The 23,922-nt window shown below is 44.1% G+C and carries 24 protein-coding genes, 1 tRNA gene and 6 pseudogenes; 17 read left to right on the top strand and 14 right to left on the bottom strand.

The annotated features are described in order from the left end of the window. Positions 1 to 11 precede the first annotated feature (11 nt). On the bottom strand, positions 12 to 254 hold the full coding sequence (locus tag JCM11217_RS13800; RefSeq protein ID WP_243678347.1) for a hypothetical protein: 243 nt from the start codon (positions 252 to 254) through the stop codon (positions 12 to 14). A 205-nt stretch (positions 255 to 459) separates the two neighbouring features. On the opposite strand from JCM11217_RS13800, the gene JCM11217_RS04610 reads away from it, so the two are divergent. After that, the gene (locus JCM11217_RS04610; RefSeq protein WP_054842207.1) at positions 460 to 1,164 is read left to right on the top strand and encodes a hypothetical protein; all 705 of its coding nucleotides are present in this window, start codon (positions 460 to 462) and stop codon (positions 1,162 to 1,164) included. Here JCM11217_RS04610 and JCM11217_RS04605 read toward each other — a convergent pair. Beyond that, complete coding sequence (locus JCM11217_RS04605; protein WP_054842206.1) at positions 1,161 to 1,361, bottom strand: 4Fe-4S dicluster domain-containing protein; 201 nt, start codon at positions 1,359 to 1,361, stop codon at positions 1,161 to 1,163. The genes JCM11217_RS04610 and JCM11217_RS04605 overlap by 4 nt on opposite strands. Before the next feature lie 111 nt (positions 1,362 to 1,472). On the opposite strand from JCM11217_RS04605, the pseudogene proS reads away from it, so the two are divergent. The 3 genes and pseudogenes from proS (at position 1,473) to JCM11217_RS13790 (ending at position 3,753) form a co-directional block, all read left to right on the top strand. Next, positions 1,473 to 2,922 (top strand): annotated as a pseudogene (gene proS, locus JCM11217_RS04600) (proline--tRNA ligase). Positions 2,923 to 2,962: 40 nt separating this feature from the next. After that, a complete protein-coding gene (locus tag JCM11217_RS13795) occupies positions 2,963 to 3,370 on the top strand; it encodes a hypothetical protein (RefSeq protein WP_243678346.1) in 408 nt (135 codons plus the stop codon). Continuing rightward, the gene (locus JCM11217_RS13790; protein ID WP_243678345.1) at positions 3,298 to 3,753 is read left to right on the top strand and encodes a hypothetical protein; all 456 of its coding nucleotides are present in this window, start codon (positions 3,298 to 3,300) and stop codon (positions 3,751 to 3,753) included. The genes JCM11217_RS13795 and JCM11217_RS13790 overlap by 73 nt, the downstream gene beginning before the upstream one ends. A 111-nt stretch (positions 3,754 to 3,864) precedes the next feature. Here the strand turns inward: JCM11217_RS13790 and JCM11217_RS04590 are convergent, their stop codons facing one another. The 4 genes and pseudogenes from JCM11217_RS04590 to JCM11217_RS04575 all read right to left on the bottom strand — a co-directional run bounded on the left by JCM11217_RS04590 (position 3,865) and on the right by JCM11217_RS04575 (position 6,883). Continuing rightward, positions 3,865 to 4,578 carry a DUF357 domain-containing protein gene (locus JCM11217_RS04590; protein WP_054842205.1) on the bottom strand — a complete coding sequence of 238 codons (714 nt, stop codon included), beginning with the start codon at positions 4,576 to 4,578 and terminating at the stop codon, positions 3,865 to 3,867. Positions 4,579 to 4,685: 107 nt separating this feature from the next. Further along, positions 4,686 to 5,194: pseudogene (locus JCM11217_RS04585) on the bottom strand (Lrp/AsnC ligand binding domain-containing protein). Between the two features lie 152 nt (positions 5,195 to 5,346). Next, entirely contained in the window at positions 5,347 to 6,306 is a 960-nt protein-coding gene (locus JCM11217_RS04580; protein WP_054842204.1) for a cobalamin biosynthesis protein, read from the bottom strand. A 1-nt stretch (position 6,307) separates the two neighbouring features. After that, a complete protein-coding gene (locus tag JCM11217_RS04575; RefSeq protein WP_054842203.1) occupies positions 6,308 to 6,883 on the bottom strand; it encodes a hypothetical protein in 576 nt (191 codons plus the stop codon). Positions 6,884 to 6,972: 89 nt separating this feature from the next. On the opposite strand from JCM11217_RS04575, the gene JCM11217_RS04570 reads away from it, so the two are divergent. Genes JCM11217_RS04570 through JCM11217_RS04555 form a run of 4 tightly spaced genes read left to right on the top strand, consistent with a single transcriptional unit; the run spans position 6,973 to position 9,820 of the window. Further along, entirely contained in the window at positions 6,973 to 7,722 is a 750-nt protein-coding gene (locus JCM11217_RS04570; RefSeq protein WP_243678344.1) for a hypothetical protein, read from the top strand. An 18-nt stretch (positions 7,723 to 7,740) separates the two neighbouring features. Further along, on the top strand, positions 7,741 to 8,148 hold the full coding sequence (locus JCM11217_RS04565) for a hypothetical protein (protein WP_054842202.1): 408 nt from the start codon (positions 7,741 to 7,743) through the stop codon (positions 8,146 to 8,148). A gap of 6 nt (positions 8,149 to 8,154) precedes the next feature. After that, the gene (locus JCM11217_RS04560; protein ID WP_054842201.1) at positions 8,155 to 9,135 is read left to right on the top strand and encodes a GDP-mannose 4,6-dehydratase; all 981 of its coding nucleotides are present in this window, start codon (positions 8,155 to 8,157) and stop codon (positions 9,133 to 9,135) included. Then, entirely contained in the window at positions 9,113 to 9,820 is a 708-nt protein-coding gene (locus JCM11217_RS04555; protein WP_054842200.1) for a uroporphyrinogen-III synthase, read from the top strand. Before JCM11217_RS04560 ends, JCM11217_RS04555 begins: the two co-directional genes overlap by 23 nt. Here the strand turns inward: JCM11217_RS04555 and JCM11217_RS04550 are convergent. The 4 genes and pseudogenes from JCM11217_RS04550 to JCM11217_RS04540 all read right to left on the bottom strand — a co-directional run bounded on the left by JCM11217_RS04550 (position 9,787) and on the right by JCM11217_RS04540 (position 12,822). Next, positions 9,787 to 10,815 (bottom strand): ion channel, encoded by a 1,029-nt coding sequence (locus JCM11217_RS04550; RefSeq protein WP_054842199.1) that lies wholly within the window; start codon positions 10,813 to 10,815, stop codon positions 9,787 to 9,789. The two genes, JCM11217_RS04555 and JCM11217_RS04550, sit on opposite strands and share 34 nt — an antisense overlap. A gap of 34 nt (positions 10,816 to 10,849) precedes the next feature. Beyond that, the gene (locus tag JCM11217_RS13785; protein WP_243678384.1) at positions 10,850 to 11,140 is read right to left on the bottom strand and encodes a hypothetical protein; all 291 of its coding nucleotides are present in this window, start codon (positions 11,138 to 11,140) and stop codon (positions 10,850 to 10,852) included. Between the two features lie 102 nt (positions 11,141 to 11,242). Then, positions 11,243 to 12,516: pseudogene (locus tag JCM11217_RS04545) on the bottom strand (AMP-binding protein); the annotation flags it as partial. A gap of 205 nt (positions 12,517 to 12,721) precedes the next feature. After that, positions 12,722 to 12,822, bottom strand: a tRNA-Val gene (locus tag JCM11217_RS04540). 91 nt (positions 12,823 to 12,913) lie between these two features. Here JCM11217_RS04540 and JCM11217_RS13780 point away from each other — a divergent pair. The 3 genes from JCM11217_RS13780 (at position 12,914) to JCM11217_RS04530 (ending at position 14,571) form a co-directional block, all read left to right on the top strand. Continuing rightward, positions 12,914 to 13,273, top strand: a complete 360-nt coding sequence (locus tag JCM11217_RS13780; RefSeq protein ID WP_243678343.1) for a PfkB family carbohydrate kinase — start codon at positions 12,914 to 12,916, stop codon at positions 13,271 to 13,273. 101 nt (positions 13,274 to 13,374) lie between these two features. Continuing rightward, on the top strand, positions 13,375 to 13,887 hold the full coding sequence (locus JCM11217_RS13775; RefSeq protein WP_243678342.1) for a PfkB family carbohydrate kinase: 513 nt from the start codon (positions 13,375 to 13,377) through the stop codon (positions 13,885 to 13,887). Between the two features lie 60 nt (positions 13,888 to 13,947). Then, on the top strand, positions 13,948 to 14,571 hold the full coding sequence (locus tag JCM11217_RS04530) for an NAD-binding protein (RefSeq protein ID WP_243678341.1): 624 nt from the start codon (positions 13,948 to 13,950) through the stop codon (positions 14,569 to 14,571). Here JCM11217_RS04530 and JCM11217_RS04525 read toward each other — a convergent pair. Beyond that, positions 14,546 to 15,888: pseudogene (locus JCM11217_RS04525) on the bottom strand (APC family permease). The gene JCM11217_RS04530 and the pseudogene JCM11217_RS04525 sit on opposite strands and share 26 nt — an antisense overlap. Positions 15,889 to 16,006: 118 nt before the next feature. Between JCM11217_RS04525 and JCM11217_RS04520 the strand changes: the two are divergent. After that, positions 16,007 to 16,579 (top strand): DUF4382 domain-containing protein, encoded by a 573-nt coding sequence (locus JCM11217_RS04520; protein WP_243678340.1) that lies wholly within the window; start codon positions 16,007 to 16,009, stop codon positions 16,577 to 16,579. Positions 16,580 to 16,716: 137 nt separating this feature from the next. Next, positions 16,717 to 17,019: a winged helix-turn-helix domain-containing protein gene (locus tag JCM11217_RS04515; RefSeq protein WP_054842197.1), complete on the top strand. Its 303-nt coding sequence runs from the start codon at positions 16,717 to 16,719 to the stop codon at positions 17,017 to 17,019. On the opposite strand, the gene JCM11217_RS04510 is transcribed toward JCM11217_RS04515, so the two are convergent. Continuing rightward, positions 16,969 to 17,571 carry a MarR family transcriptional regulator gene (locus tag JCM11217_RS04510; RefSeq protein ID WP_054842196.1) on the bottom strand — a complete coding sequence of 201 codons (603 nt, stop codon included), beginning with the start codon at positions 17,569 to 17,571 and terminating at the stop codon, positions 16,969 to 16,971. The genes JCM11217_RS04515 and JCM11217_RS04510 overlap by 51 nt on opposite strands. A gap of 98 nt (positions 17,572 to 17,669) precedes the next feature. On the opposite strand from JCM11217_RS04510, the gene JCM11217_RS04505 reads away from it, so the two are divergent. From JCM11217_RS04505 to JCM11217_RS04490, 4 genes and pseudogenes are all read left to right on the top strand, one after another. Then, positions 17,670 to 19,169 (top strand): cobyric acid synthase, encoded by a 1,500-nt coding sequence (locus JCM11217_RS04505; RefSeq protein WP_054842195.1) that lies wholly within the window; start codon positions 17,670 to 17,672, stop codon positions 19,167 to 19,169. Positions 19,170 to 19,245: 76 nt separating this feature from the next. Then, positions 19,246 to 20,325 (top strand): annotated as a pseudogene (locus JCM11217_RS04500) (asparagine synthetase A). A gap of 98 nt (positions 20,326 to 20,423) precedes the next feature. Continuing rightward, positions 20,424 to 21,578, top strand: a complete 1,155-nt coding sequence (locus JCM11217_RS04495) for a cobalamin-independent methionine synthase II family protein (protein ID WP_054842194.1) — start codon at positions 20,424 to 20,426, stop codon at positions 21,576 to 21,578. A gap of 293 nt (positions 21,579 to 21,871) precedes the next feature. Next, positions 21,872 to 22,455, top strand: a pseudogene (locus tag JCM11217_RS04490) (MarC family protein). Positions 22,456 to 22,542: 87 nt separating this feature from the next. Here the strand turns inward: JCM11217_RS04490 and JCM11217_RS13770 are convergent. Beyond that, the gene (locus tag JCM11217_RS13770; RefSeq protein ID WP_243678339.1) at positions 22,543 to 22,707 is read right to left on the bottom strand and encodes a DUF2057 domain-containing protein; all 165 of its coding nucleotides are present in this window, start codon (positions 22,705 to 22,707) and stop codon (positions 22,543 to 22,545) included. A gap of 20 nt (positions 22,708 to 22,727) precedes the next feature. Further along, the gene (locus tag JCM11217_RS04485; RefSeq protein WP_054842193.1) at positions 22,728 to 23,870 is read right to left on the bottom strand and encodes a hypothetical protein; all 1,143 of its coding nucleotides are present in this window, start codon (positions 23,868 to 23,870) and stop codon (positions 22,728 to 22,730) included. Positions 23,871 to 23,922: the final 52 nt, after the last annotated feature.

The raw sequence follows: 23,922 nt of genomic DNA, 5'->3' as shown, positions 1-23,922 counted from the left end.
TGCGTACTTAATTAATCTCGGCCCAACGCGACGGAATTCGCAAGCCTGAGATAGCTACCCTCGTTCATTAGGCTTGGTCTTGACGAGTCGAAACGCCTAATCTTACAGGCGTAATACTCATCACCAACGCGGCACTTAAATACGAAACTGTTCTGGCCCTTACCCAATAACCTAAATCCCATGAACTCAACACCACCGTCATTTAAAATCTCGTTCACGCCTAGATTCGATAATTCACCCAATATTAGGTCCACGTAATCCCCCCCTGGGCAATTAATACGCTTACAAATGCCGGTAAAGACTTCGTAGTTCCCCCCCATCGAAAATAACTTAATTAATGCATTAATATAAACAAACCTGGTTGATGAGGGAAACAGGCCTCTGAGGAACGGTAATGATGAGGAACTCGGGTTTATCTGACGAACCCTCTTTTAATATTAAGTAAAGCATTACTAATTGATGGACTTGATAATCTACTCACCAAGGATTGAGGCATCAATGCCCATGTTAAGGAACATTCTTATGATCGTTATTAAGCGTTATAAATCGCTGTCACTGCCATTACCGCGGGAATTCTGCAGATTAGCCGTGCTAAACCCCCCCAGGGAAGCCATTGAATTGCTTATGAGGCTTGGGAACTCATTCATGAGGCTTTGGGGGGGCTGGGTCCCGGAGTTTTTAAGGGAGGTCATGATTGTTGAGCCTTCAGCAATGATTGATTGCTATGATAGTATTGATAGGCTTAGGATGTCTGTGGATTTGGGTGTTAGCATTGCTAGGTTGATAATTAAGTATAGGCTTAGTGGTAGGGTTGATTATGATGAGTGGTTAGGACTTTTCAAGGAAGGAGTTACTTCCCTAGTTCTGCCCGATGGACCTGTCGTTGTGGTTGATGATTACATTCAATTTATAAAGAACGCCACCAAGTCAAACAACTCCATTTTACTAGGTCCATTAATGCCCATGCCCATTGACTTAATGGTGCTCATATCACGTGGCGAGTTGGGCATTAATTATCTAAGTGGGGTCGTTAATTATGTAATTACCTACATTGGGGATTACGTGGTAACGAGTAGGGACTTAACGGAGGCATTTATACGGCTTATTAACGACCGTGGGTATATAAGCTTCATTAAGTCGATAGGTCTTCCAATAATTACTTAGTACTGAGTTGGCGTTACCCTGATCGCTGAGTATGGGCAATTGCTTTGACAGGAGAAGCACCCTGAGCATAACGATTCATTTAACACGTAGGCCTTATCCCTCAATTTACCTGCCAATACGCCCTTTGGGCATACTGTCCAGCAAATTCCACAACCAACGCAATTACTTAATACCTCAATTCTCATCCTGAATCTCATCAATTCTAAATACTCAACGCGCTTAAATACTTACTGCCTGGTTGCGGGCACAATGCTTTTAAGGCCTTGCTTAAGCACAATCGAGGGACCTTTATTGCCAAGCTACAGCTCATCAAGTCTGGGGAGAAAAGGCCTAGGGAGAAGTGGAGGAACTTCACGGACTGGTTTAACTGGGTTATAATGGAGACGGAGGTTTATGACTATAGATACCCAGTGAAGGGCGCATACGTATGGAGGCCGTATGGCATGAGGATTAGGAGACTCGTTGAATCCTACGTCAGGCTTGTTCATGATGAGACGGGGCATCAGGAGGTACTATTTCCGGTGTTCATACCATACGAGTTCTTCTCAAAGGAGAGCGAGCACATTAGGGGGTTTGAGAACGAGGTCTTCTGGGTAAGTAAGGGTGGTACTGGTGAGGAGAGACTCGTGTTAAGGCCTACCAGCGAAACGGCAATGATGCCCATGTTCAAATTATGGATTAAGGACCATACAGACCTACCATTCAAGGTTTACCAAATAGTCAGTGTGTTTAGGGCTGAGACTAAGGCCACGAGCCCATGATTAGGCTTAGGGAAATATCGATGTTTAAGGAGGCTCATACGGCACATGCGAATAGGGAGGATGCGGAGAGACAAATTAAGGAAGCCATGGAGATTTATAAGAAAATATTTGATTACCTGGGTATACCCTACTTAATAAGTCAAAGACCTGAGTGGGATAAATTCGCGGGCGCCGTCTATACAATAGCCTTTGACACGGTTATGCCCGATGGAAAAACAATGCAGATTGGTACCGTTCATTACCTGGGCACGAACTTCTCAAGGGTCTTCGACGTTAAGTACTTAACGCCAAACGGCGATTGGGAGTACGTGCATACCACTAGCTATGGAATCTCAGAAAGGGTTATTGCAGCGATGATTGCCGTGCATGGGATGATAAGGGCCTCGCATTACCGCCCAACGTAGCGCCGATACAGGTCGTGATAGTCCCAATAATGTATAAGGGCACGGAGGAGGCGATAATGAGGGAGGTTAGGTCAATAACGGAGGAACTAACCAATGCTGGTGTTAGGGTTAGGGTTGATGATAGGACCGATAGGACGCCTGGTTGGAAGTATAATTATTGGGAGATGATGGGTGTTCCGCTCAGGATAGAGGTTGGTCCTAAGGATGTTGAGAGTAGGCAGGTTGTACTGGCTAGGAGAGATACCATGGAGAAGTACGTTGCGCCGCGCGAGGGAATCGCCGATACAGTGAAGGAATTACTTAATGAAATAGGTAATAATATGAGGAGTATGGCATGGGACTTCCTTAGATCCATGACTGCCAGAGCCACCACGGTAGATGAAGCTAGGAAGCACCTTGATAATGGTGGCGTTGTTGAGGTTCCCTGGAGCGGTGATAATAATTGTGGAATGGCAATACAACAATTGCTTGATGCTGACGCTCTGGGTGTGCCTATGGATGAGGATGCGAGCAAGGATATTGGTGGTTTGAGGGACTTGGCATGTAATGATAAGCAGGCAAATTATTGGCTGAGGATTGCGAGGAGGTATTGAGTCAAAACCTTTTAATAATTCGCAGATTTAAATGGAATTGATGAAAACCTCGTTATTAATTACGACTATACTCATAGTTGTTATAATCGCAGGCGCGGTTACGTACCTCGCAGTGTCGGTGAACGGAGGCCCAGAGTCAGCCCTCCTAAACGCCAAGGAGTTATTCATGAGGAATGTTACGGCGACCTATAAATTCGTAATCAGCTCCACATTCATGATAAATAATGAATTCCCGGGAATACCCAATGTTCCATTTCAAATGGGTCCTTTAATGGGTATCGTTACCATATCTAGAACGCCGATAAGTGATGCCACTGTAATAAATGGCACATTATCATTCAGGCACTTCATGGGGGGGCTGGTATTAACTTTAATATGGCGCTTTGGAGGTATAATGACGAGCTTTGCTACGCGGTTGAATTCAACTTCATGGGACAGCAAACAATGACCCATTGCGCGCCTTACGTAAACCTCACTAAGTACGTAGTGCTTGCATTAAATGAAAGTAAGTATGTGGGTAAGGGTACTTGGAATGGAAAAACAACTTATTGTTTCACAACAACTATGACATTAACGCCAACTCAGGGTGAGCTACAGGGGGGGTTACCAATCGTCGTGAACATAACGGAACTATGCATGTTAAGCAATGGCGTACCAACAAACGTAACGATATTCATATACCCAGCGCGTCAGGGTATGCTTGGTAATATGGTCATGAACATAAATATGACACTAATAAATTACTCATTTGTGTTCAATCAGCAGGAGTTCTCACAAATAACGAGGGGGGGCTCATACCCTGAGTCATTACGCCTTATGATGAGAACTTAAGAAGCCACTGTATAAATTCAGTAACTTCCTGATTCTCAGTCCACTCACATTAAGGTCATTAAATAAGTCCTTAATAAATAATAAGGTACTTAATGCTTTGTATAATAGTGATTAGAGCATTTGATTACCCTGATTAAACTTGCTGCTTATGGCCTTGAGTATCTTTGTCGTGCTGCAGAGCGGGCAGTCCACATAGTCGTTGAACCTAATAACTTCTATATTTTCTAAACCTCTCTTCTTCAATTCCTCCCTTAATGAATCCTCACTAAATGGCTGATTGGGCCCGAGCAATATTATGTTTGGTCTCTCCTCCTCAACAACCCTGAACATGTCACCCTCATAGCCAAGCCTGGCCTTATGAACATAAACAATATTACTAACAACCTCCAGCCTCTGGTTTTCAGGTATGATCACGTCCCTACCCTTAATCTTCTTAACCGTGGAGTCACGGGCAATCACCGCAACTACGCGTCCAAGAGTCCAGGCATGCCTTAGATAGGCTATGTGCCCTGGGTGTATTATCTCAAACGTGCCGGCGACAAACACCTTATTTTGAGCCCTCCTGATTAAGTCATCTATCCTGCTCCAATTAAAATGGGCTATTCCAAGGAATCTTAATGCGTCGAGGAGGCCCTCGGCATAGGCTATCGTTGCTAATGCATTAAATTGATCACCCCTTGATAGGTAGTAGATTGAGTCCTTTAGGTATGCCCTGGCTATTTCAATTACGTCATTCTTAATGCCCTCCCTTTCTATTTGCTCAAGCGCGTTAGCCACATTCCTTATGTATGTATCAATCCTTACTTCAGGATTTATTGTCTCCATAATGCTACGTAAATGCGTAATCCCTATATGGTTAATAAACCTTCCAGCGTGGTAATAATGAGATTAATACCGTATTATTTAATTAATGCCTAGCCCTTACTAGCGATTCACTCCCTGAGTGTCTCCAGCGATATGAAGGTCTTAGTATCTTCGATACCCTCCATCATGCTGAGCACGCGTAGTATATCATTAACGTTAACCTCCCTCGTTATTAATATCAAGTCGTAATCACCAGATACCCTATAGGCCTTCTCAATTGGTAACTCCTTAACCTTCTCATAAATTATTGTCCTATACCTAGCTGCACCTTAACGAGTATTATCGCCTCATTAGAACTCATCCTCAATACCTTAAGGGCCTTATCGGTGACATCAACGAACTCACGACCAGTCCTTATCAGCCCAAAGTCCTTAAGCTTCTTAAGGTGCACGCTAAGCGCTTGCCTAGTCATCCCTAGTTCCCTCGCCAGCTCATCCTGGTCTGCGTAAACCGTGTATACCTTAAGTGGGACTGCCTTTTTAAGTAGGTATTGAAGAACCTGGAGTTGCCTCTCCGTTAATTGCCTCTCAATTTCAGCCGGTGTTGACTCTCCACTTGATGTGGTTATGGAAGACATAGTAATCTACTAAAATACACCTGATAGCACTAGTATAAAAAGGTTATTCCTAAATATTATATATGACCCGTCATATAATCCACCGTAAAAAATAAAGATCATTAATTACATATGGGTAATAATTTAATTATTCATTCTGTTGAGAACATTCACTAAATAAATAATGGTACAAAGAACACTCTAAGGATTAATAAAGCTGAAGTAATTACTAACGCGACGATAACAGAAACATCAAATAACTTAAGGGCAAGTTTCAGCCTAGTTACGTCAGGACTGGGCATACCATCATTTATCCTATAAACACCAATCTTCTCAAGCATAATCCCAAGCGCACCCGCAAAGGATGCCATGGGCCACCCAGAGTTAACACTCCTTACGTTACGATGTTCACGAAAGGCCACCACAACACTATCCCTCCAATTCAACCCTACTAACCCAGACGCTATTAGGATAACTATCGAGGATAATCTTGCGGGTATATAATTTAACGCGGTATCGACTTTAGCCGAAAACCAACCAACGTCCTCATACGGCCATCCCCCCCTATAACCAACCATTGAGTCCATGGTATTTGACAGCCTCTGAAGTAGAGCTCCAGGTAATCCAAGTAATGCGAAGTAGAACAGAGGCGAGAGAAGACCATCGACGAAGGACTCAGCGAGACTCTCTATCACGGCGGATATCAGGTGGGCCATGTCTAGTTCCCAAACATTTCTCCTAACAATTTGCTGGGTTAGCACGCGGGCATTATTTAAATCACCCAATTCAATACTCCTCAATATCTTCTTAGCATAATCCCTCATTAACCTTATTGAAAATGTTAATTTTAGGAAATATGCGTAAATGATAATCCCAATCACAACATTAATAATCATTAGGATACGCGGTACTAAGTAGTAAGTAATTATTATTGGAATCACGGAAATGAACCATAAAAATATTCCAAAAAGTTTATTGCTTGGCTTAAATAATTTAAATGCAATATTACCAGTAATAACCACTGGGTGAATCCTTATGAGTATGCCCTTGGGTTCACCAAGTGCTATGTCGAGTATTACCGAGGTTATTAGTATCGTAATGTAATATAGCATTATTGGCTCAATTGTCTCCATATTATCTAACCCGCCTAGTGCTTTGTATTAACCATGGTAATGAATCCCTGAAGTAATTCATGAACCTCTGAAGCTCAAAGAGGGGGGGTCTTAGAACCTCGGCATTAGGGCATGAGTTTTTCACCATGGTTAGGATCTCCTTATAAATCATGCCTTGGGTAAGGACCACGGGAATTACCCTATTTGGACAGTGATTGGCTAAGTAGCTCCTGAGCGTAGGCTCAATTTTGAGGAATGCGACGTCATAGAGGTTCAAATCACCTACGTTCTCAATGAATCTTTGATCATTATCTCCATGAAATACGTATAGACCAGGACCAAGACTTAGGAGGAAATCCCTTATACCTGGCCATTTAAGTAATGGCGGTGCCTCAAAGCCCGCTATATCCACCGCCCTCTCATAGTCTTTACCATACCCAATAAACAACGGTATGTATAGGTCACCAACAACTTCGTTTATTGATGGTTTAGAGTATGAAACAAATGCATAATCAACGCCAACATTCTCTGCAAAACGCCTTACGCTATTTACGTAATTAGGATCCCTCGATCCATGAAGTACGATAACGATCTTCACAGGGTGCCGTTAATAACATCAATGTAATGCATATTAAAAACTTAATATTCATGGATCAAGAGCGATCATGAGAGTTAAGGCATCAGCTCGTGCTTTATTACCCAGCCGTATTAATAATTGCGGCAATAAGTACATTGGTCGCAGTATTAATACCTAGTTATTACGCCCTATTTCCAGAGTTTATATTATTCATATTATTTATTTACGTATTAGGTAGGTTGCGTAAGGGATTGAATGTTGGCTATTCTTACATAGCCGTAATAACGTTAATAGTACTGATTAGTTATGCATCGATTTTCCTAATAAAGCCGGAGCTAATTTTGAATAAGGCGCTCACTGAAATGAGACAGAACATAATTAAGGGCTTCCTCTACGTTATTATTTACTTATTCGTATCATTATTGCCAGATAGCGTTACCGACCTTGTTGGTACATTGCCCATATTCATATTCGTAACCGCCATTGCCGTTCTAGAGCTAAGGTTGAGGTATTATTTATTGGCCGGTGTTTTGACGGGCATAGTGGGTATTGGGCTTTCCACAGTGATTCTATCCCTGATGTACAATAGGGTCATTGTAACCTATGGATTGTCAGCGATAACGATGGGATTAATGGGGGGGGTTGTTTTAATGACATCGTTGATAAACACCGTGAAGGGACCCGTTAGGCCCATGCATGCGCTCAACTTCCTAATAATATTATATACGGTTTACGAGTCGCTGTGGCTCTTAATACCGATACCACCTGTGCTTGTGGTGGACGGCATTGGAATTAATAGGCTTGGTCACTTCATTAGCATGCTCGCCGGGGGGGTTATCATTGCAATATTTATAACCTAAGTCCAGTGGCTTTAGCTAATGAGTAAGTCGCAGGGGGGGATTAGGGCATGGCACATTCTCTACGGAATTAGCCTATTACTGTACTTAATTAATGCGGGAATTCTCATTTACCTTCAGTTTGAGTATTATGTGAGTCCAAGCTTCATAGAGTCCATGATGTCGGCATTCCCATCAATATACACATCCCAAATAAGTAGTGTCTTGCAGGGAGGTTATATTGGGATAATGGGCACTATATCAATAATACTAATACTAGTAATGACGTATTTAATAACAAACGCGGTGCAGGGGGGGCAGGCACATGGAATAAGTAGGGCTGTGAGGGTAGCACTACTTGTCTTATTGCTAATTCAAATAGTCCTTGGCAACACAGGGCTTCTTCTTGGGTTAATAATCGGCTTGGTTAGTATTGCATTGATGAGGTGATTAGCGATGAGGGTGTTGGTGACAGGCGGCGCCGGTTTCATAGGCTCATTCTTAACAGAGAGACTTGTTGAGATGGGATTTGACGTGGTTGTTATTGACAACTTAAGTTCAGGGGGGGACCTAAATAGGCTTAAGGATGTAATTGATAGGGTTAGGTTCATTAAGGATGATTTAAAGAGCCCAAGTAATCCAGGTGCGTTTCAGGGAGTTGATACAGTGTTTCACCTGGCAGCGAATCCAGAGGTTAGGGTATCAGTCACTGAACCTAGGATTCACTTTGATGAGAATGTCTTAGTAACATTTAACGTGCTTGAGCTGTCCCGTAAGTACGGGGGGGTTAAGACCGTGGTATATGCATCATCAAGTACCGTGTATGGCGATGCCAAGACCATACCAACACCTGAGGATCACCCAATACAACCAATAAGCGTCTATGGAGCAGCCAAGGCCGCTGGTGAGGTCATGTGTGGGACCTACGCTAGGCTTTACGGAATTAACTGCGTAATTCTTAGGTATGCGAATATTGTTGGGCCCAGGCTTAGGCATGGCGTAGTTTACGACCTACTAATGAAGCTTAAGAAGAATCCAGAAGAACTCGAGGTCCTTGGCGATGGAACTCAGGAGAAGTCGTACCTATACATAACGGATACTATAAGCGCCACATTAATGGCCTGGGAATATGCCGTGAAGAATGGCGGTATTTACACGTATAATATTGGGAATTGGGACTCAATAAGTGTTAGAGATATAGTGAGCATAGTCATTAGGGCATCCGGCTTCAACCCGAGGATCAATTATAAACCAGCAACACCAGATGGGAGGGGGGGTTGGCCTGGTGATGTTAAGCGAATGTTATTATCAATCGATAAGATAGTCAGGGAGGTCGGCTGGAGACCAAGCATGAGCAGTAGGGAAGCCATCGAGCTCACGGCTAAGTCTTTGGTTAAGGAGATTGGTGTTAGGGATGACGAAGGTATTAGTCCTTAGGGCATCAGGGAAGATTAGGCCGGTTCACCTTGCTGGTGTTGACGTAATTCAAGTGCCTGTTATTGATATTGTTCCTAATGAACACGTAATTAATGAGGTATCGCTTGATAATGCTGATTACGTTATTGTAATGAGTACCACCGTAGTGAAGTATGTGGGTGAGAGACTACGGCGGTTAAATAATGCGAAGATTATTGGTGTTGGACCGCAAACGTGTAGTGAGATTGAGAAATTGGGCGTTGCATGCATTATGCCTAGGGAGTTCTCGAGCTACGGTATAATAAATATGATGCGTGATCTACCACGTGGTAAGGTCGTGGTATTAAGGTCATTAAGAGGCGGTAATTACATAGTTAATGAACTTAAGGGGCTCGGTTTTGATGTTGTTGAGTACGGTATTTACGATATAAGGCCAAACTCCATTAATGCTGAGATCGCGTGTAAGCTAATGAACTACGTTGATTACATCATCTTTATGAGCCCCCCCATGACCTATGAGGCAGTAAGGAATTGCGCCGGAGACGTACTTAAGAAAAAGCCTGCAATAGCCATTGGCAGGGTTACGGAGAGCCGCATGAGGAGTGATGGTATAAATCCCCCCCTAACGCCAAGTGAGTACACACTTAATGGAGTTTTAAGACTACTGACGGGTCATTTAATGACGAGCAACGAATCGCCTGACTGAATCACAAAATCATTACCTGGATTGAGAATGACCTCACCGTTCCTAATCACACCAATGACTAAGTAATTCAACCTGAACTTAACCAATTGCACAACCTCCATAAACCGCTTTCCAACATATTCATTACCCTCCATTAAATCTAGATTACCCCCCCTATTAATTATGTTCATTAATACCGAGGAAAATCCACGATTAAAGACTTCATTAGCTATCATGACAGTCGTGAAGGAGCCTAGGGATATCACGGAATTAGCACCGGCGCTCAGGGCATAATCTCTATCAGCCTCATTAAGAACCTCAGCAATTATGTAAGCATTAGGATTCAACTTTCTAATACTCATAATTAATAGGATAACCTTTGCATCCGCCGTCTTAACATCGACATCATTAAATGGAAGTATAACCACAGTGGAAGCCCTATCCACGCCAGCCCTCAATAAGTCACTGGCATTAAATGGATCTCCACGAATAAACTCAACGTCAGTAGGTAATGCCGGTGGCTTATCGCCATTACCTATATAGAGAATATCCACGATCTCACCCCCCCTCATATTCATCAGTTCTTCAATAACATTAATAACCCTCAGGACTCTATCAACATCTCCTATCACGACAATGTGCTTACCCTTTGAGGTTGTGTGATGACCCATACTCCTCGTTATTGCTATGTTCGTTAGCTCCGTGGCTATTGAAGCCGTTAATAGGCTTATTACGGCAATACCCACGGGCATTATGACCATATCAACGATTTTACCTAGATACGTGTTAGGGACTATATCACCATAACCAACCGTGGTTATGGTCTCCATCACAAACCAAACAGAATTAAAGTAATTATTAAATCCAGGGTTCTTCCCATGCTCGATTAAGTACATAATGAGAGCCCCCCCAATGAATAAAACAACCAAAAATAGGATTAGTGAGTAGAAGATCATGCTCCGGACAGCTCTACGAAATCTCCTTAATAATTTTAGAACCGTGACTGGTATTACCATAAACTTATCAGCATAAATAACGACATATTAAAACCTAACTTAATCCGCCTTCCTGCTTAAAGTAATCCCTGAACTGCTCCCTTAACACCTTTTTATCGAACTTTCCAGTGCTGGTCTTTGGTATCGAATCAACAAACAATATCTCTGGCAATTGCCACTTTGCAAACCTGTGCGATAAGTGGTCAAGTAATTCCCTCTTAAGCGCTTCCTTATCTCTATCTTTATACTCAGGCTTTAAAACAACAAAGGCTAATGGTCTTTCACCCCCCCATTTTGGATGTGGCACACCAACTACTGTAGCTTCATAAACCGCTGGATGAGCCATTAGGTAATTCTCCATATCAACGCTTGATATCCACTCACCACCACTCTTTATTAAGTCCTTAAGCCTATCCACGATTTTCATGTACCCATCTCCATCAATAACGACCGCATTGCCACTTCTCCACCAGAGGTCAACACCTTCTCCATAGAAGGAGTCGAATGTCCTTTGATCATTGAAGTACTCCCTGATTGCCCAGGGACCCCCCCTCTCAAGCAGTTCACCCGGTGTTTTTCCATCCCAAGGTACATCACGTCCATACTCATCAACGACCTTACGTTCCATTGGAAATATGGGTAAACCCTGTCTAGCCCTATGCTCCCAATACTCATCCTCGTTCCTCAACTTCTCAAGCACCTTAGGTTTAAGTACATAGACATGGCTTAACGGTGACGTTTCGGTAGACCCATACGCATGCACAACCTCAATACCAAATTCACTTAAACCCCTCATCATAGCCACCGGCGGTTCCGAACCACCGCTTACAACTCTCATGCTAAATCGTGGTTTAGGACTCATCGATCTTAGGTAATTAAGTATGGAAATCCATACGCTGGGCACACCGTTTGATCGCGTTATTTTCTCGTTAATCATCAAATCAATTATGGGTTTCAAGTCGTTAATGCTCCATACGCCCGGAAAAACAAGCTTTGCACCAACCATGGTGGCTGCGAATGGCATTCCCCCCCAACCATTCACGTGATATAGTGGAACAAGCTGTAGGAGCGCATCACCTGGCCCATGGGAAATACCTGGTGAATCGCCATTGCGTGCAGTACGAAGGATCTATGGGAGTAATAAACGCCCTTAGGCATACCCGTAGTACCGGATGTATAGCACGCACAGCATGCCGATCTTTCATCAATGAAAGGAAAATCGTACTTACTACCACTCTTTATTAGGTCTTCATAATCGTAAACCTTCAATCCGCTTAATTCAATGGGCTCGCTTACCTTACCCATAACCACTACCTTCTCAACATGCTTAAATTGCGGAATTACGCCCCCCCTAAATTGAGTTAGGAGTGGCGCATCTATGAAGAGCACCTTAACCTTTGAGTGGTTAGCCACATGCGCTATCTCAATGGGTGATAGCCTAAAATTCATCTCAACGAAAACGGCACCAATACCCGACACAGCAAAGTAAAGCTCGTAATACCTATGGGTATTAACACCGAGCGCGCCAACCCTATCACCAGGCCCCCCCACACCCAACTCACTCTCAAGCATGGAGGACATTCTCTGAACTCTATCATAAACATCGCGATATGTTAATCTAACAATACTACCATCGACATCCCTAGACACAACCTCATTCTCACCAAAATACAACGCGGCATGCCTTAATATTGCATGGACATTTAGTGGATAATCATCCATCATGGTTGATGGGAAACCCTTGATGAAACGCATAATGTTATTATTAATATTAATATTTATAAATTTTATCCATAAATCTAACTTATAGTATTATACATGTAAAAGAATTAATAATATCTAAACCTAAGCAAAACGCCATTATTAACATCGTGTAGATGAAGATTGATAGTCACGTAAGCCGAAACAACTTAGGTAGTAATAAACGTGGTGGGCCCGCCGGGACTTGAACCCGGGATCTCCCGCGCGTCAGGCTTGTACGGGGGGGCGTCAGCCCCTGGGCATCCTACCAGGCTAGACTACGGGCCCGATGATTCATTAATTGTGTTGTTTTTAAGGTTTTAGCTTCCCTGAATTTGTTAGAGTAATTCCTTAATAGGCCGCGGTCTTTACACCTTCAATGCCTGAGGTTGTGGCTTTGGGCGAGCCCTTGGTTCAGTTTAATGCCGTTACTGATGGACCGCTTAGGCACGTTACTTACTTCGAGAAGCACGCAACGGGTACCGAGGCCAACGTATGCGTTGCCCTGGTTAGGCTTGGCGTTAGTTGTGGGTTGATAACTAGGCTTGGTGCTGATGAGTTTGGTCTATTCATCTATAATTGGCTTAGGGGGGGCGAGGGTGTTGATGTTAGTCATATTAAGTTCGACCCTGAGAGGCCCACGGGCATATACTTCGTTCAGAGGAATTATCCAATACCTGGCGTCAGCGATGTTCTCTATTACAGGAGGGGGGGTTCCGCAGCCTCGGCCTTAAGCTGATGATGTGGACCCAGACTACGTTGGTAGTGCCAGGGTTTTTCATACGACGGGCATAACCATGGCCATTAGCGACACCGCTAGGTCAGCAGCATTTAGGGGGGTTGGAGATCGCCCGCGGTAAGGGTGTTACTACGTCATTTGATGTTAATTATAGGAGGAAGCTGTGGGTGCGGGTGGAGGATGCGATTAACGTGCTTTCGAAGGCGCTTAGTTTCGTGGATATTGTGTTCCTCGATGAGGATGAGGCAAATTTATTGCTTGGCGTGTCCGCAATTGATGATGTGTTTAAGGAGTTACGTTCAAGATTCGGCATTGATAGGATTGTGCTTAAGCTTGGCGTTAAGGGCTCGGTGGCATATTGGGAGGGTAGGGTTGTTAAGGTCGATGCATTTAGGGTACCTGTTAAGGATCCCATAGGTGCTGGTGATGCCTATGCGGGTGTTTTCCTTGCATCAATACTTAGAGGTCATGATGTGGAGAGTGCCATGAGGAGGGCTTCGGCAGCGGCTGCGATGGTGGTGATGGTTAGGGGGGGTGATGAGGAAAACCTGCCTAGGGAGGATGACTTGAGGAGGTTTCTTGAGGGTTATGGTAGGCAGGTTGACCTTAGATAAATCGGTTTTTAAATACAGCCTTGCTTAAGGCTTGTGCGTAAGGCGTTGATTATAGGGGGGGTGAATGAGATAAGCGTCGTAGTTGCTAGGCTATTAGTCGGTAATGGCTATGATGTAAGTATGATAGCGGGTAATGAGAATGAGGCAAAACTGGGTAGGGGGGGTGTCCCTGCCTATGTCCATGTAGGTAATCCAAGGGATGAATCAATACTCAGGGATGCCGGAATTGATGAGAGTGAGGTTGTGGTTCTATCCATGGATGATGAATCCAACCTGGAGGTTGCTAGGATTGCGAAGTCGAGGGGTGTACCAACAATAATAGCATTGGTTAGTAATAAGGAGAGGTACCTTGACTCATTCATTGAGTTAGGCATCTACGCAATACCTATTGTGGACGCCATCCTATCGAAGATTGCCCATTATCTAAGGTTGCCATTTAAGCAATTGCTTTATTCCGATGATAAGGTGCAGGCATATTACGTCGTGATTAGTTCGGAGTCGCCATACATAAACCAGGAGGTTAGGGATGTTGCCAGGAAGTGCGGTGTGGCAATACCACTGATTATAAGGGGGGGTGAGGACGTGATAATTAGTGATGAGGAACTTAGGATTGAGGCTGGTGATAAATTACTTATTGTTGGTGCCTCGGACTCCGTGGTCAAGTGCGTCGAGAAGATTTATTAAGCATGTACAGTAGCGTGCCTATGAATAACCATGACAACACCATTAACACGTATATCGCCTTAACTAGGGTTATGAGAATAATCGAGAATGTATATATGGCAATACCGACAATAGATACAATGGGTATTTCTAATTGCCCTACGACTATGCCCGGTATTCTGAAGTAACGCATTAGGTTGGGTTCCTTATTTCTATATATTATTAATGCGATCATAGTCATTAAATATACGATGGTTGAGGCTATTGCGTAGGAGTCCGTAATAAGCTCAACACTGCCTGGTATCACGAATAGCATAGCTACTAATGATGAGATTATTATTGCTAAATGAGGCGTTCTATACCTACCATGAACACTGCTTAACCTGCCTGGTAACAAGCCGTCTTCACTCATTACGTAGATACTCCTTGAGAAGTCCACGATGCCGGCATTGACGGATATGAGGAGCACTATTGCTATTGATATCGAGATATAGGTGGATAGATACGTATTATGGAGCAGGTATCTCGCCAGAGCACCTATGGGATCACCAACATTGCTGGAAACTATCGTTAACGCGCCCGATAATATCGCCAATAATGATAGCAGCAATGCCACGACAGTCGATAACGCAGATACCCCCCCAATTATTGCTCTTGGTACTGATATGTAAGGCGTCATGGCCTCTCCAGTTGACTGAGCAATAACGTCAATGCCTGTGTAACCCCTAAGTGAATATGTCAGTCCATGAACTAAATAATCATAATTGAATGTTAGCCTAGGCATGGCAACTCCACGATTAATCACCAGGTAATAACCGAATACTAATAATGCCATTATTCCAATTAAGTCAATCGTCAGTAGGGTTAGGTTAAAACGGGCTGAGGCCTTTACTCCAAGTATATTTATCACCATTATCATTATTATTACTAAATTATTACTAAGATTGATAATATGGAGTTAATGGGCCATCGTGAGGCAGGAGGTATAATTACGCTGAGGTAATTAATCGTGCCCAGGGCGCCGTATGCTATCATTAGTATTTGGTCAAAGCTCAATAGCCAACCTGCAATAAAGCCCCAGGTATTACCCAGTTCACGGCGTATGTAGTAGTAGGCACCGCCTGTCCTTGGTATTGAACTTCCAAATTCCACGTATGCTAGCCCAACGAGCCATAGGGATAGGGATCCTAGAAGCATCGTTATTGGCAGTAGAGGCCCTGAGTTAAGCGCAACTATGCCTAGCGTGAAGTAATAGGTTGATGATACATCCGAGTAACCAAGAGCTAGCAGCTCCAGTGTGCTTAGGTCCCTCTTTAGCCAGGTGATCCTTTCAGTCATTACGGTTGGGTTTATGTAATTTTCATGTTTTAAAATAATTAATGGTGCTTTTCACGGAAATTCCACGGTGGTTTCTCCAGTATACCTTATTAAAATTGGGGGGGTGTCGTGACGTTGGGTGGTTCAGGTGAAGGGTTGGGTCATAGGTGCAATAGTGGTTGTAGTGGTAGTAATAGGAGTAGTTGCATACTTAATGCTTAGTGGGCATGGCATAGGCATAGCACCTAGTGGAATTACAAGCCCCGCGAGTCAGGTATATGTTTACTTATCTGACAAGCCTGTTAAGGTTGATCACCTATACGTAACAATAAGTGAGATCGCCTTTCATAAGGAGGGTGGTGGCAACAATACTTGGGTAACCTGTAGCCTAACACAAACGACTTTTGACTTAGTACAGTTAGTTAATACAAGTCAACTCGCTGCCCAGTGCTCACTAACTAATGGTACGTATAACATAATACGACTATACGTTGTTAGTGTTCAAGCCGTAGCCAATGGGCAAACATATAATTGCACATTACCGAGCGGCAAGTTCGAAATACCCCCCCTTGGACCAAGCCCCATTATTGTTAATGGCACTAGTTACGACGTTAATGTGGACTTTGGTGCTGTGAATAATGTTGTCATTACGGGCAGTGGCAAGTGCGTGATGATTCCAGTAATTCATGTATCGGTTAAGAAGCACTCATAATTCCCTACAGTGTTAAAAATAATTTAAAATTATTGCGTGTTTTGCAACCTTAATAAAGGTTGCAATAAGGTTGCCGTTTAGTTGCCTGTGCGCCTTTACGATATGGTTAAAGACTGTTGCAGAGACTATGTCTCTTGATGTACAGGAAGAAACCGAGGACTAGGATTGAGATATACGCGGACATACTGCTTTCCCTAGATAAAATGGGGAGTTGTGATAAATTAAGTAGGCTTGCAATGATGGTTGGTGTACCTTATGATAGGTTAATACGTTACTTAAATGAGTTGAAGGGTCTAGGCCTAGTTAGGTGGGAACCTTACTCAGGGGGGGTTTACCTTACTAGGAAGGGCCTTGAGGCATTGATAAATGCTCAGAATAATAGGGATAACCTAGTTCTCATTCTTTCTGGGCTTGTCCAGGGTGTTAAAACCATTACGTAGAATTAAAACATTGGTGACACCAGCCCTCCTCCTCTCAATAACCCCCCCCTTCACCTCAAGTCTCTTCACAAGCCTTGATACCTGGTACTTACTCAACCCTAACTCACGCCCTAACTCCGCCTGCGTTATCATGCCACCCCCCCTCCTACGTATCACCTGAAGGGCTTTCTTCTCTAGACTTGATAATGCAATGGAACTTATGGCGTTAATGACCCTATCATCATTCACGCTGACGACTGAACCACCTTGATTAGCGGCATTGCCTCCATACCTACTACTCACTATTGAGGAGTAAATAAGTACCGAGGCTAGTGATGATAAAATTGCCGTCAATACTATGCTTAGTATGATATCGTATGCAAGAACGGGGCTTGTGAATGGCTGTATTGACCCAATAACCTTTAAAACGCCATCAGGGCCTATGGCAACAACAGGCACCTTAAGGCTTAGGAAGAGGTTATCATAAAGCTTAATGATTAGGTATGTGGATAACGCCATGAGGGCTAAGCCCACCCATAACCTATAATTCCTCATTGTGGCCCACTCGGTCATATAAACATCACTTGATAATTCTTTACGCTAAGGTACTTAAATTTTCTTCTTTAGATGATGAGGTAAAGATTTATTGCCTTAATACTATAACGCCCTTAGTGAATATATACATATTATCAACAATGAGCGATTCAGGAAAGACCGCAATAGTTAGTGCATTACTAAGAATACTTAGGGTCCGGGGCTTTCACGCATCACCGTTTAAGGCGCAGAACATGTCACTTAATAGCTACCCAGCCATTGAGGGTGGCGAGATAGCGCTGGCCCAGGCCATGCAGGCCTACGTGGCCGGCTTAATGCCCAGCATTTATCACAACCCAATCCTAATAAAGCCCATGTCAAGTGATAGGGCTGAATACGTAATACTTGGTAAGCCAAGGGCTCAACTATCCTTCAACGAATACCTTAACAATTATCCAATACGCCGCCTCGCAATTAATGCCGTTAAGGTCAGCATACGTAGGTTGACTGAGGAATATGATGTAGTAATTGGCGAGGGCGCTGGGTCGGCTTATGAACCCAACCTCGCTAATAGGGATATAGCTAATTTCAGACCCGCTGAGTGGCTTGGCGCAAACGTGTTTGTGGTACTTGACATAGATAGAGGTGGCTCATTTATTCAGGGGCTTGGCTTAATGAGGTCATTACCACCGAGGTGGAGGAGGTTAGTTAGGGGCTTCATCATCAATAAGTTCAGAGGTGACGAGAGACTACTTGATAGCGCAATAAAGTGGCTTGAGGAGAGGACGGGTAGGCCTGTCCTTGGGGGGGTTTTACCCTACGTTGATGACTTGTGGCTGTGGCCTGAGGATTCCATGGATTTAAGGCCAATTGGTAATGGACCACTAGATATTGCGTTAATTGCGTATCCATACATTTCTAATTTCAATGATGTTTACCCATTGATTCTCGAGGATGATGTCACGGTTAGGGTAGTCAGGAGCCCAAAGGAATTAGGTGAACCGCACCTCGTTATACTGCCTGGTTCCAAGAACGTTGTGGCGAGCCTTGATTGGATGAGGAGGGTTGGTTTGGATAGGGCATTAATGAGGATTAAGGGTTCAGCCGTTATACTAGGCATATGTGGTGGCTTTCAAGCATTGGGTAAGGTATTAAGCGATCCGCATGGTCTTGAGGCAGGTGTTCCAGGTAACTATAACGGGCTTGGCCTGGTCAATGTCAACACGGTATATGGCGTTGAAAAGATAGTATCGCTCTCAAAGGCTGTTGGATTAAGGGGGGGTGAGTTAGAGGGTATTGAGGTTAGGGGGGGCTATGAGATACATAGGGGCGTTCCTCAGTACGTTGGTGATGAACCATTGATAATGATTAAGGAGAGGAATGGAAGACCTGCGGAACAGGTAGATGGGGGGGTGTTTAGGGAAAGGGATTTGGTAATCGGAGTAACGCTTCATGATTCATTAGGTGATCCCAACTTCAGGAATTTCGTGCTTAATATGGCCAGGGAAATCGCTGGACTGCCTAAACGTAATTCACAGGGCTTAACTAGCATTGACTTGTTAATGAGGCAAATTGACAAGTTTTCCTCAGTAGTTAAGGATGCATTAAACATTGACTTCATGATTAATAACGGATAATATGTTGGTATTAACGCTGTTCTTATTGTCATTTTTTAAGGCATGTTTAAAAGACAATTAACATTAGAATTGCCGTATGGATAAGTGGCCCGAGAGGAGAGAGCCTTATTTCCACCCTGCCGTCCTGGAGTTTGAAAAGATGGTTTCTGACCAGGGTAAATACCTGGAGTTCCTCAGGGAGTGGCTTGTTCACTCGTGGAGGTGGGCCAGGGAGGATAAGTATAAACTCGTCTTTAAGGTCCAGGCCGAGATAATAGACGCGTTAAGGGACTTCCTAAACTCAAGGGGGGGTTTTACTGAGGTATTGGCACCAATAATAGGCCCAGTGACTGATCCAGGGATTAGGGGGTGCGAAGCAAGCCACCGTGGATTTCTACGGCATGGAGTATAAGGTTATGTCAAGCGCCATACTCTATAAGCAGTACATGGCTGCGTCATTAGGCAAGATCTACTTCCTAAGCCCTAACATTAGGTTTGAGCCAAATGATAGCGTCTTTACTGGTAGGCATCTTGTTGAGTTTTACCAACTTGATCTTGAGGTTTATGGCGCCACTTACGACCAGGTAATCGACCTTGCTGAGGACATGATTATATACGTGGTTAAGAGGGTTAAGGATAACTACGGTAAGGAACTTGAGACGAAGCTCAATAGGCAACTCCCAGATTTTAAGAAACCATTCAGGAGGTATACGCATAAGGAGGCTGTGGAGCTCGTTAATGAACTTGGATGTAAAAATCCGCCAAATACTGAGATTAGGTGGGAGTGTGAGAAGCTTCTTTCCGCATATCATGAGAATCCATTCTTCATAATTGATTACCCCAAGGGAGCTAGGGGGGGATTCTACGACCGTGAAGACCCGCAGAGGCCTGGCATACTTAGGGACTTTGACATGCTTTATCCTGAGGCTTCGGTGAGGCTATTAGCGGTGCTGAGCGTGAGTATGAACCTGTTAAGGTAATCGCTAGAATGAGGGAGGGTGGTGAGGACCCAAATAAGTATAGGTGGTACCTGGAGATGCTTAGGGAGTTATACCCACTGAAGACCGCGGGTTTCGGCATTGGCGTGGAGAGACTGACAAGGTATGTGTGCGGTTTGAGGGCTGTTTGGGAGGCTAGGCCGTACCCAAAGGTTGCTGGTATTGGGCCGGCGCCGTAAACTTTATACTCACATCTATAAATTCTAAATAATTAGTTGTTACCTCCGTGTTGGGCTTTGGCGTAATACTTTATAAACTAAGTAATTCGTACTAAGTAATGCAGGAGCTAACCTTCACAACGTCGGTAGTCGGCAGTTTCCCAAGGCCAAGGTGGTTGATAGAGGCCTTTGATAGGTATAATAAGGGTGAGATTAGTAAGGAGGAGCTTGATGAGTACTTAGACGATGCGGTTAAGTTGACGGTTAAGGAGGAGGAGCTCGCAGGTTTGGACGTCATAACTGATGGGGGGGAGCAGAGGAGGACTAGTTTCGTGGCGTTTGTCGGCCAGAAAATACCTGGGTTTAAGTTGATTTATGTGACTGACATTAATCCAAGGGCGATAGAGATAATGAAGCAGTATAAGGCTCAGTTGACCTACTGGAGGGCTGTGGCTGTTGAGCAGATTAGGGATGCCGTGATAGCGCTTGATGAGTTCAGGTTCACTAGGTCTGTCACGGATAGGAGGATTAAGGTCACGTTGCCAAGCCCGTACTTGATCATGTGGGAGACCTGGGACGCGAAGTACTCAAGGCAGGTATACCCACAGCCTGAGGATTTGGCCCAGGACTACATTAAGGTGCTTAGGCAGGAGATCATTAGGCTTAGAGACGCCGGTGTGGACTTCATACAGCTTGATGAACCAATGCTTGGCGACTTAATAGAGGCTAGGGAGAATGAGCCGGACAGGTATAGGAAGGTCATTGAGGCAATACATGGGCAGAAGTACAGGGGGTTTAAGAATGAGCTTTACCTGGCCAGGGACTTAATAAATGAGACGATAAAGGGGATTGACGGTGTTAGGATTGGCATGCACATGGATAGGTGGCCGAATCCAGACTCGCCGTTCTACGGTATAGGCTTCGAGAGGCTCGCGCCTGAGGTCTATGACATAAAGGTTAGGCAGTACGTACTTGAGTATGCAAGCCCAGGTAGTGGTGACCCGGCGGTCTTCGCTAAGGACTTGCCCAGTGATAAGGAGCTTGGGCTTGGCGTCATTGACGTTAGGAATCCGCAGGTTGAGGATCCGCAAACCGTGGTTCAGAGGGTTGAAAGGGTTGTGAGGGTTCTTGACCCGAGGAGGATTTGGCTGAACCCAGATTGTGGATTTGCGCCTGGTATGTATAGGAAGTTTGAGAGGAGGATAGCCTTCTCAAAGATACGCTCAATGACTGAGGCGGCAAAGATTTTAAGGAGTAAGTACGGTGAGAAGTGAGGTTGTTCCTTAAGTGATGAGTACGGACCGGCTCGATAAAAATGAAGAGTGCTATCCTTGCTGATCAGTTAGGATACCCATCGTCACTAATCAGTTCCCAATTCATCATCATTAATTACCCAACACCGTAAGGGCTTTAAGCGGGTTTTTACGCATTAATTATCGCACTGGTGATCAGTGAGCCACTTGCCCCCCCCACTGAGTGTGTGATGATATAAATGATTGAGTGAAAGGTTATTATAGTAATTATGCGTTAATTAACCGTGCCTGGAGCCTTAATAGACATTCTAAATATGACGGGGCAATTAATAGCAATACTCAACCCAATAGGTGCGATACCGACACTCTCCATATACATAATAAATATGGAACCAGAACAATTAAGGAGGGTCTACCAACTGGTTGGTATCAGCGTACCCCCCCTATTAATGGTGATATTCGCAGTCGGCGGCAGGTACATACTGCAGGCCTTCGGCGTTAACCTGGACGCCTTCAGGATAGCAGGTGGCATACTCCTCATGGGCATAGCATGGAGACGCTAATGGCCGGCGGACCCAGGGCGGTTGGCACTGTTAAGGAGCCTGAGGAATTCGTACTTGTGCCCATAGTGACCCCATTACTTGTTGGGCCAGGTACAATAACAGAGTTAATACTCTTCTCAGCACTATACCCAATCTACGAGGTTATAATAGCGGCGCTCCTAAGCTCAGCATTTACATACGTCGTAATCAGGTTCTCACAACCATTACTAAGAAAACTGGGCAGCAACACACTTAAGGTGCTTGGCAGGTTCATGAGCCTAATAATAGCCGCACTAGCCATAGGAATGATACTAACCGGAGCAACGAACTACATAGAATCACTACATATTGCCTAGAATTTGCTCGCCTTTATCTAGCTTATGCTAGTAAAATTATGTATTATGTATGTTGGTTTTTAACTCCATAAACTCCATTATCTCAACTTAACCACAGGGTGTTGCCTGCACGTTAGTATACACTATCGCTGGCCCTGAGGAATAAAACGTAATCGTACCCTCCTGCGTTGTGTAGCCATTGTAGTAAAATTCAATTTCATATTGACCAGGCGGTAATGATATACTTAACTGAGCCGTTTTATGGAAGGGCACGTTGATAGTACCCGAGGCAACTAGCTGTCCGTTAACCTCATTATAGACATAGTACGTAATCGTACCTCCCGGCACAAGTAGTGGGGGGGATTCATCAATGTATACATTAACGTCATAGGTGATTGTTGGTGGAGGTAAACACTCAGGCGCTGAAACACTGCTAGGACCCCCCCACGCAACAATGTTCGTTGACGCAGAATAACTACCTGGCGGTTCAACATAGAAACCACTAAGCACTGGGTAGAATGTCTGACCATTGTATTTATACTGAACATTGGCGCTATCCCCAATAAGTCACCGTAAACTAACGTATTTAAATAATCAGTTATTATTAAATTACTATACGTAACACTTACCGACTGCGTTTGCACCTCGGCGAATAACGAAGCCTCAATAGCCGGGTCAAACGGTATGGTCTCAGGACTTAATAAATTAAGTATCATGTCGCCAACGGGTATTGCGTAGAGGAATGGGTAGTCCTGCGAGTACTCCTGCATGTAGAGATAACTATACTCATATGCCTGCCCAGCGGATGACAGATCAAACTCGTCAAATGGTACCGTGACTATACCCACGTACTGGTTCAGGAAGTTCAACGCATTACTCACGTACTGCGTACCGACTTTATGCGCCGTATATAACATGCTTAAATTTGCGCTTTGAACATAGGCTTCATAAGCATAATAGTTGGGGGGGTTGCATGAATCTACGAACTCCGCCGTACCTAACGTGCCCTGCACGTAAATAGCGGCTATAGGCCACTCATAATCGAATCCATCAGCAGTATAATTATAACTAAAGGATTGATAAAATGACTCGCCACTAACTTCATATATGAATTCAGTGGTTTCTATACCCACTGATGCGTAAAAATAAAGTGTTGTTGATGATGACTGCGCAACACCAGCTGCCGTATCACCTATAAAGTTCGTATTACTGGTATACTGGTCCACTGCGAATATAAGCGGTATATAAGTCGTGCCGGTCTGCTTACTCCAGACAAGATTCCATTGGCAGAATGGGTAGCCTGGCGGAGGTGGCGGTGTTGGAGTGCTAAAGGTTGTGCCACTATTCACGTTAATAGTCCCCCCCAACCTCTCAAGTCTTATACTTACGGATCCATAGTTTAAGAATGGTATTGATAGCGATGCCGTGTTGAGCAAGTCCTTAGGATTATACGTTATGAAGTAGAAGCGTGAGTATAGCGTCGTCCCA

Source organism: Vulcanisaeta distributa JCM 11217, from assembly GCF_001316005.1.
In the GTDB taxonomy this organism is placed as follows: Archaea; Thermoproteota; Thermoprotei; order Thermoproteales; family Thermocladiaceae; genus Vulcanisaeta; species Vulcanisaeta distributa_B.
This window is presented reverse-complemented; position numbering and strand designations above follow the sequence as displayed.

Coding starts and splice junctions, on each gene's coding strand:
- JCM11217_RS04610 (WP_054842207.1), top strand. CDS start 460: ATGGACTTGATAATCTACTCACCAAGGATTGAGGCATCAATGCCCATG.
- JCM11217_RS04605 (WP_054842206.1), bottom strand. CDS start 1,361: ATGAGATTCAGGATGAGAATTGAGGTATTAAGTAATTGCGTTGGTTGT.
- JCM11217_RS13795 (WP_243678346.1), top strand. CDS start 2,963: ATGAAAACCTCGTTATTAATTACGACTATACTCATAGTTGTTATAATC.
- JCM11217_RS13790 (WP_243678345.1), top strand. CDS start 3,298: ATGGCGCTTTGGAGGTATAATGACGAGCTTTGCTACGCGGTTGAATTC.
- JCM11217_RS04590 (WP_054842205.1), bottom strand. CDS start 4,578: ATGGAGACAATAAATCCTGAAGTAAGGATTGATACATACATAAGGAAT.
- JCM11217_RS04580 (WP_054842204.1), bottom strand. CDS start 6,306: ATGGAGACAATTGAGCCAATAATGCTATATTACATTACGATACTAATA.
- JCM11217_RS04565 (WP_054842202.1), top strand. CDS start 7,741: ATGAGTAAGTCGCAGGGGGGGATTAGGGCATGGCACATTCTCTACGGA.
- JCM11217_RS04560 (WP_054842201.1), top strand. CDS start 8,155: ATGAGGGTGTTGGTGACAGGCGGCGCCGGTTTCATAGGCTCATTCTTA.
- JCM11217_RS04555 (WP_054842200.1), top strand. CDS start 9,113: ATGACGAAGGTATTAGTCCTTAGGGCATCAGGGAAGATTAGGCCGGTT.
- JCM11217_RS04550 (WP_054842199.1), bottom strand. CDS start 10,815: ATGGTAATACCAGTCACGGTTCTAAAATTATTAAGGAGATTTCGTAGA.
- JCM11217_RS13785 (WP_243678384.1), bottom strand. CDS start 11,140: ATGGCTCATCCAGCGGTTTATGAAGCTACAGTAGTTGGTGTGCCACAT.
- JCM11217_RS13780 (WP_243678343.1), top strand. CDS start 12,914: ATGCCTGAGGTTGTGGCTTTGGGCGAGCCCTTGGTTCAGTTTAATGCC.
- JCM11217_RS04515 (WP_054842197.1), top strand. CDS start 16,717: ATGTACAGGAAGAAACCGAGGACTAGGATTGAGATATACGCGGACATA.
- JCM11217_RS04510 (WP_054842196.1), bottom strand. CDS start 17,571: ATGACCGAGTGGGCCACAATGAGGAATTATAGGTTATGGGTGGGCTTA.
- JCM11217_RS04495 (WP_054842194.1), top strand. CDS start 20,424: ATGCAGGAGCTAACCTTCACAACGTCGGTAGTCGGCAGTTTCCCAAGG.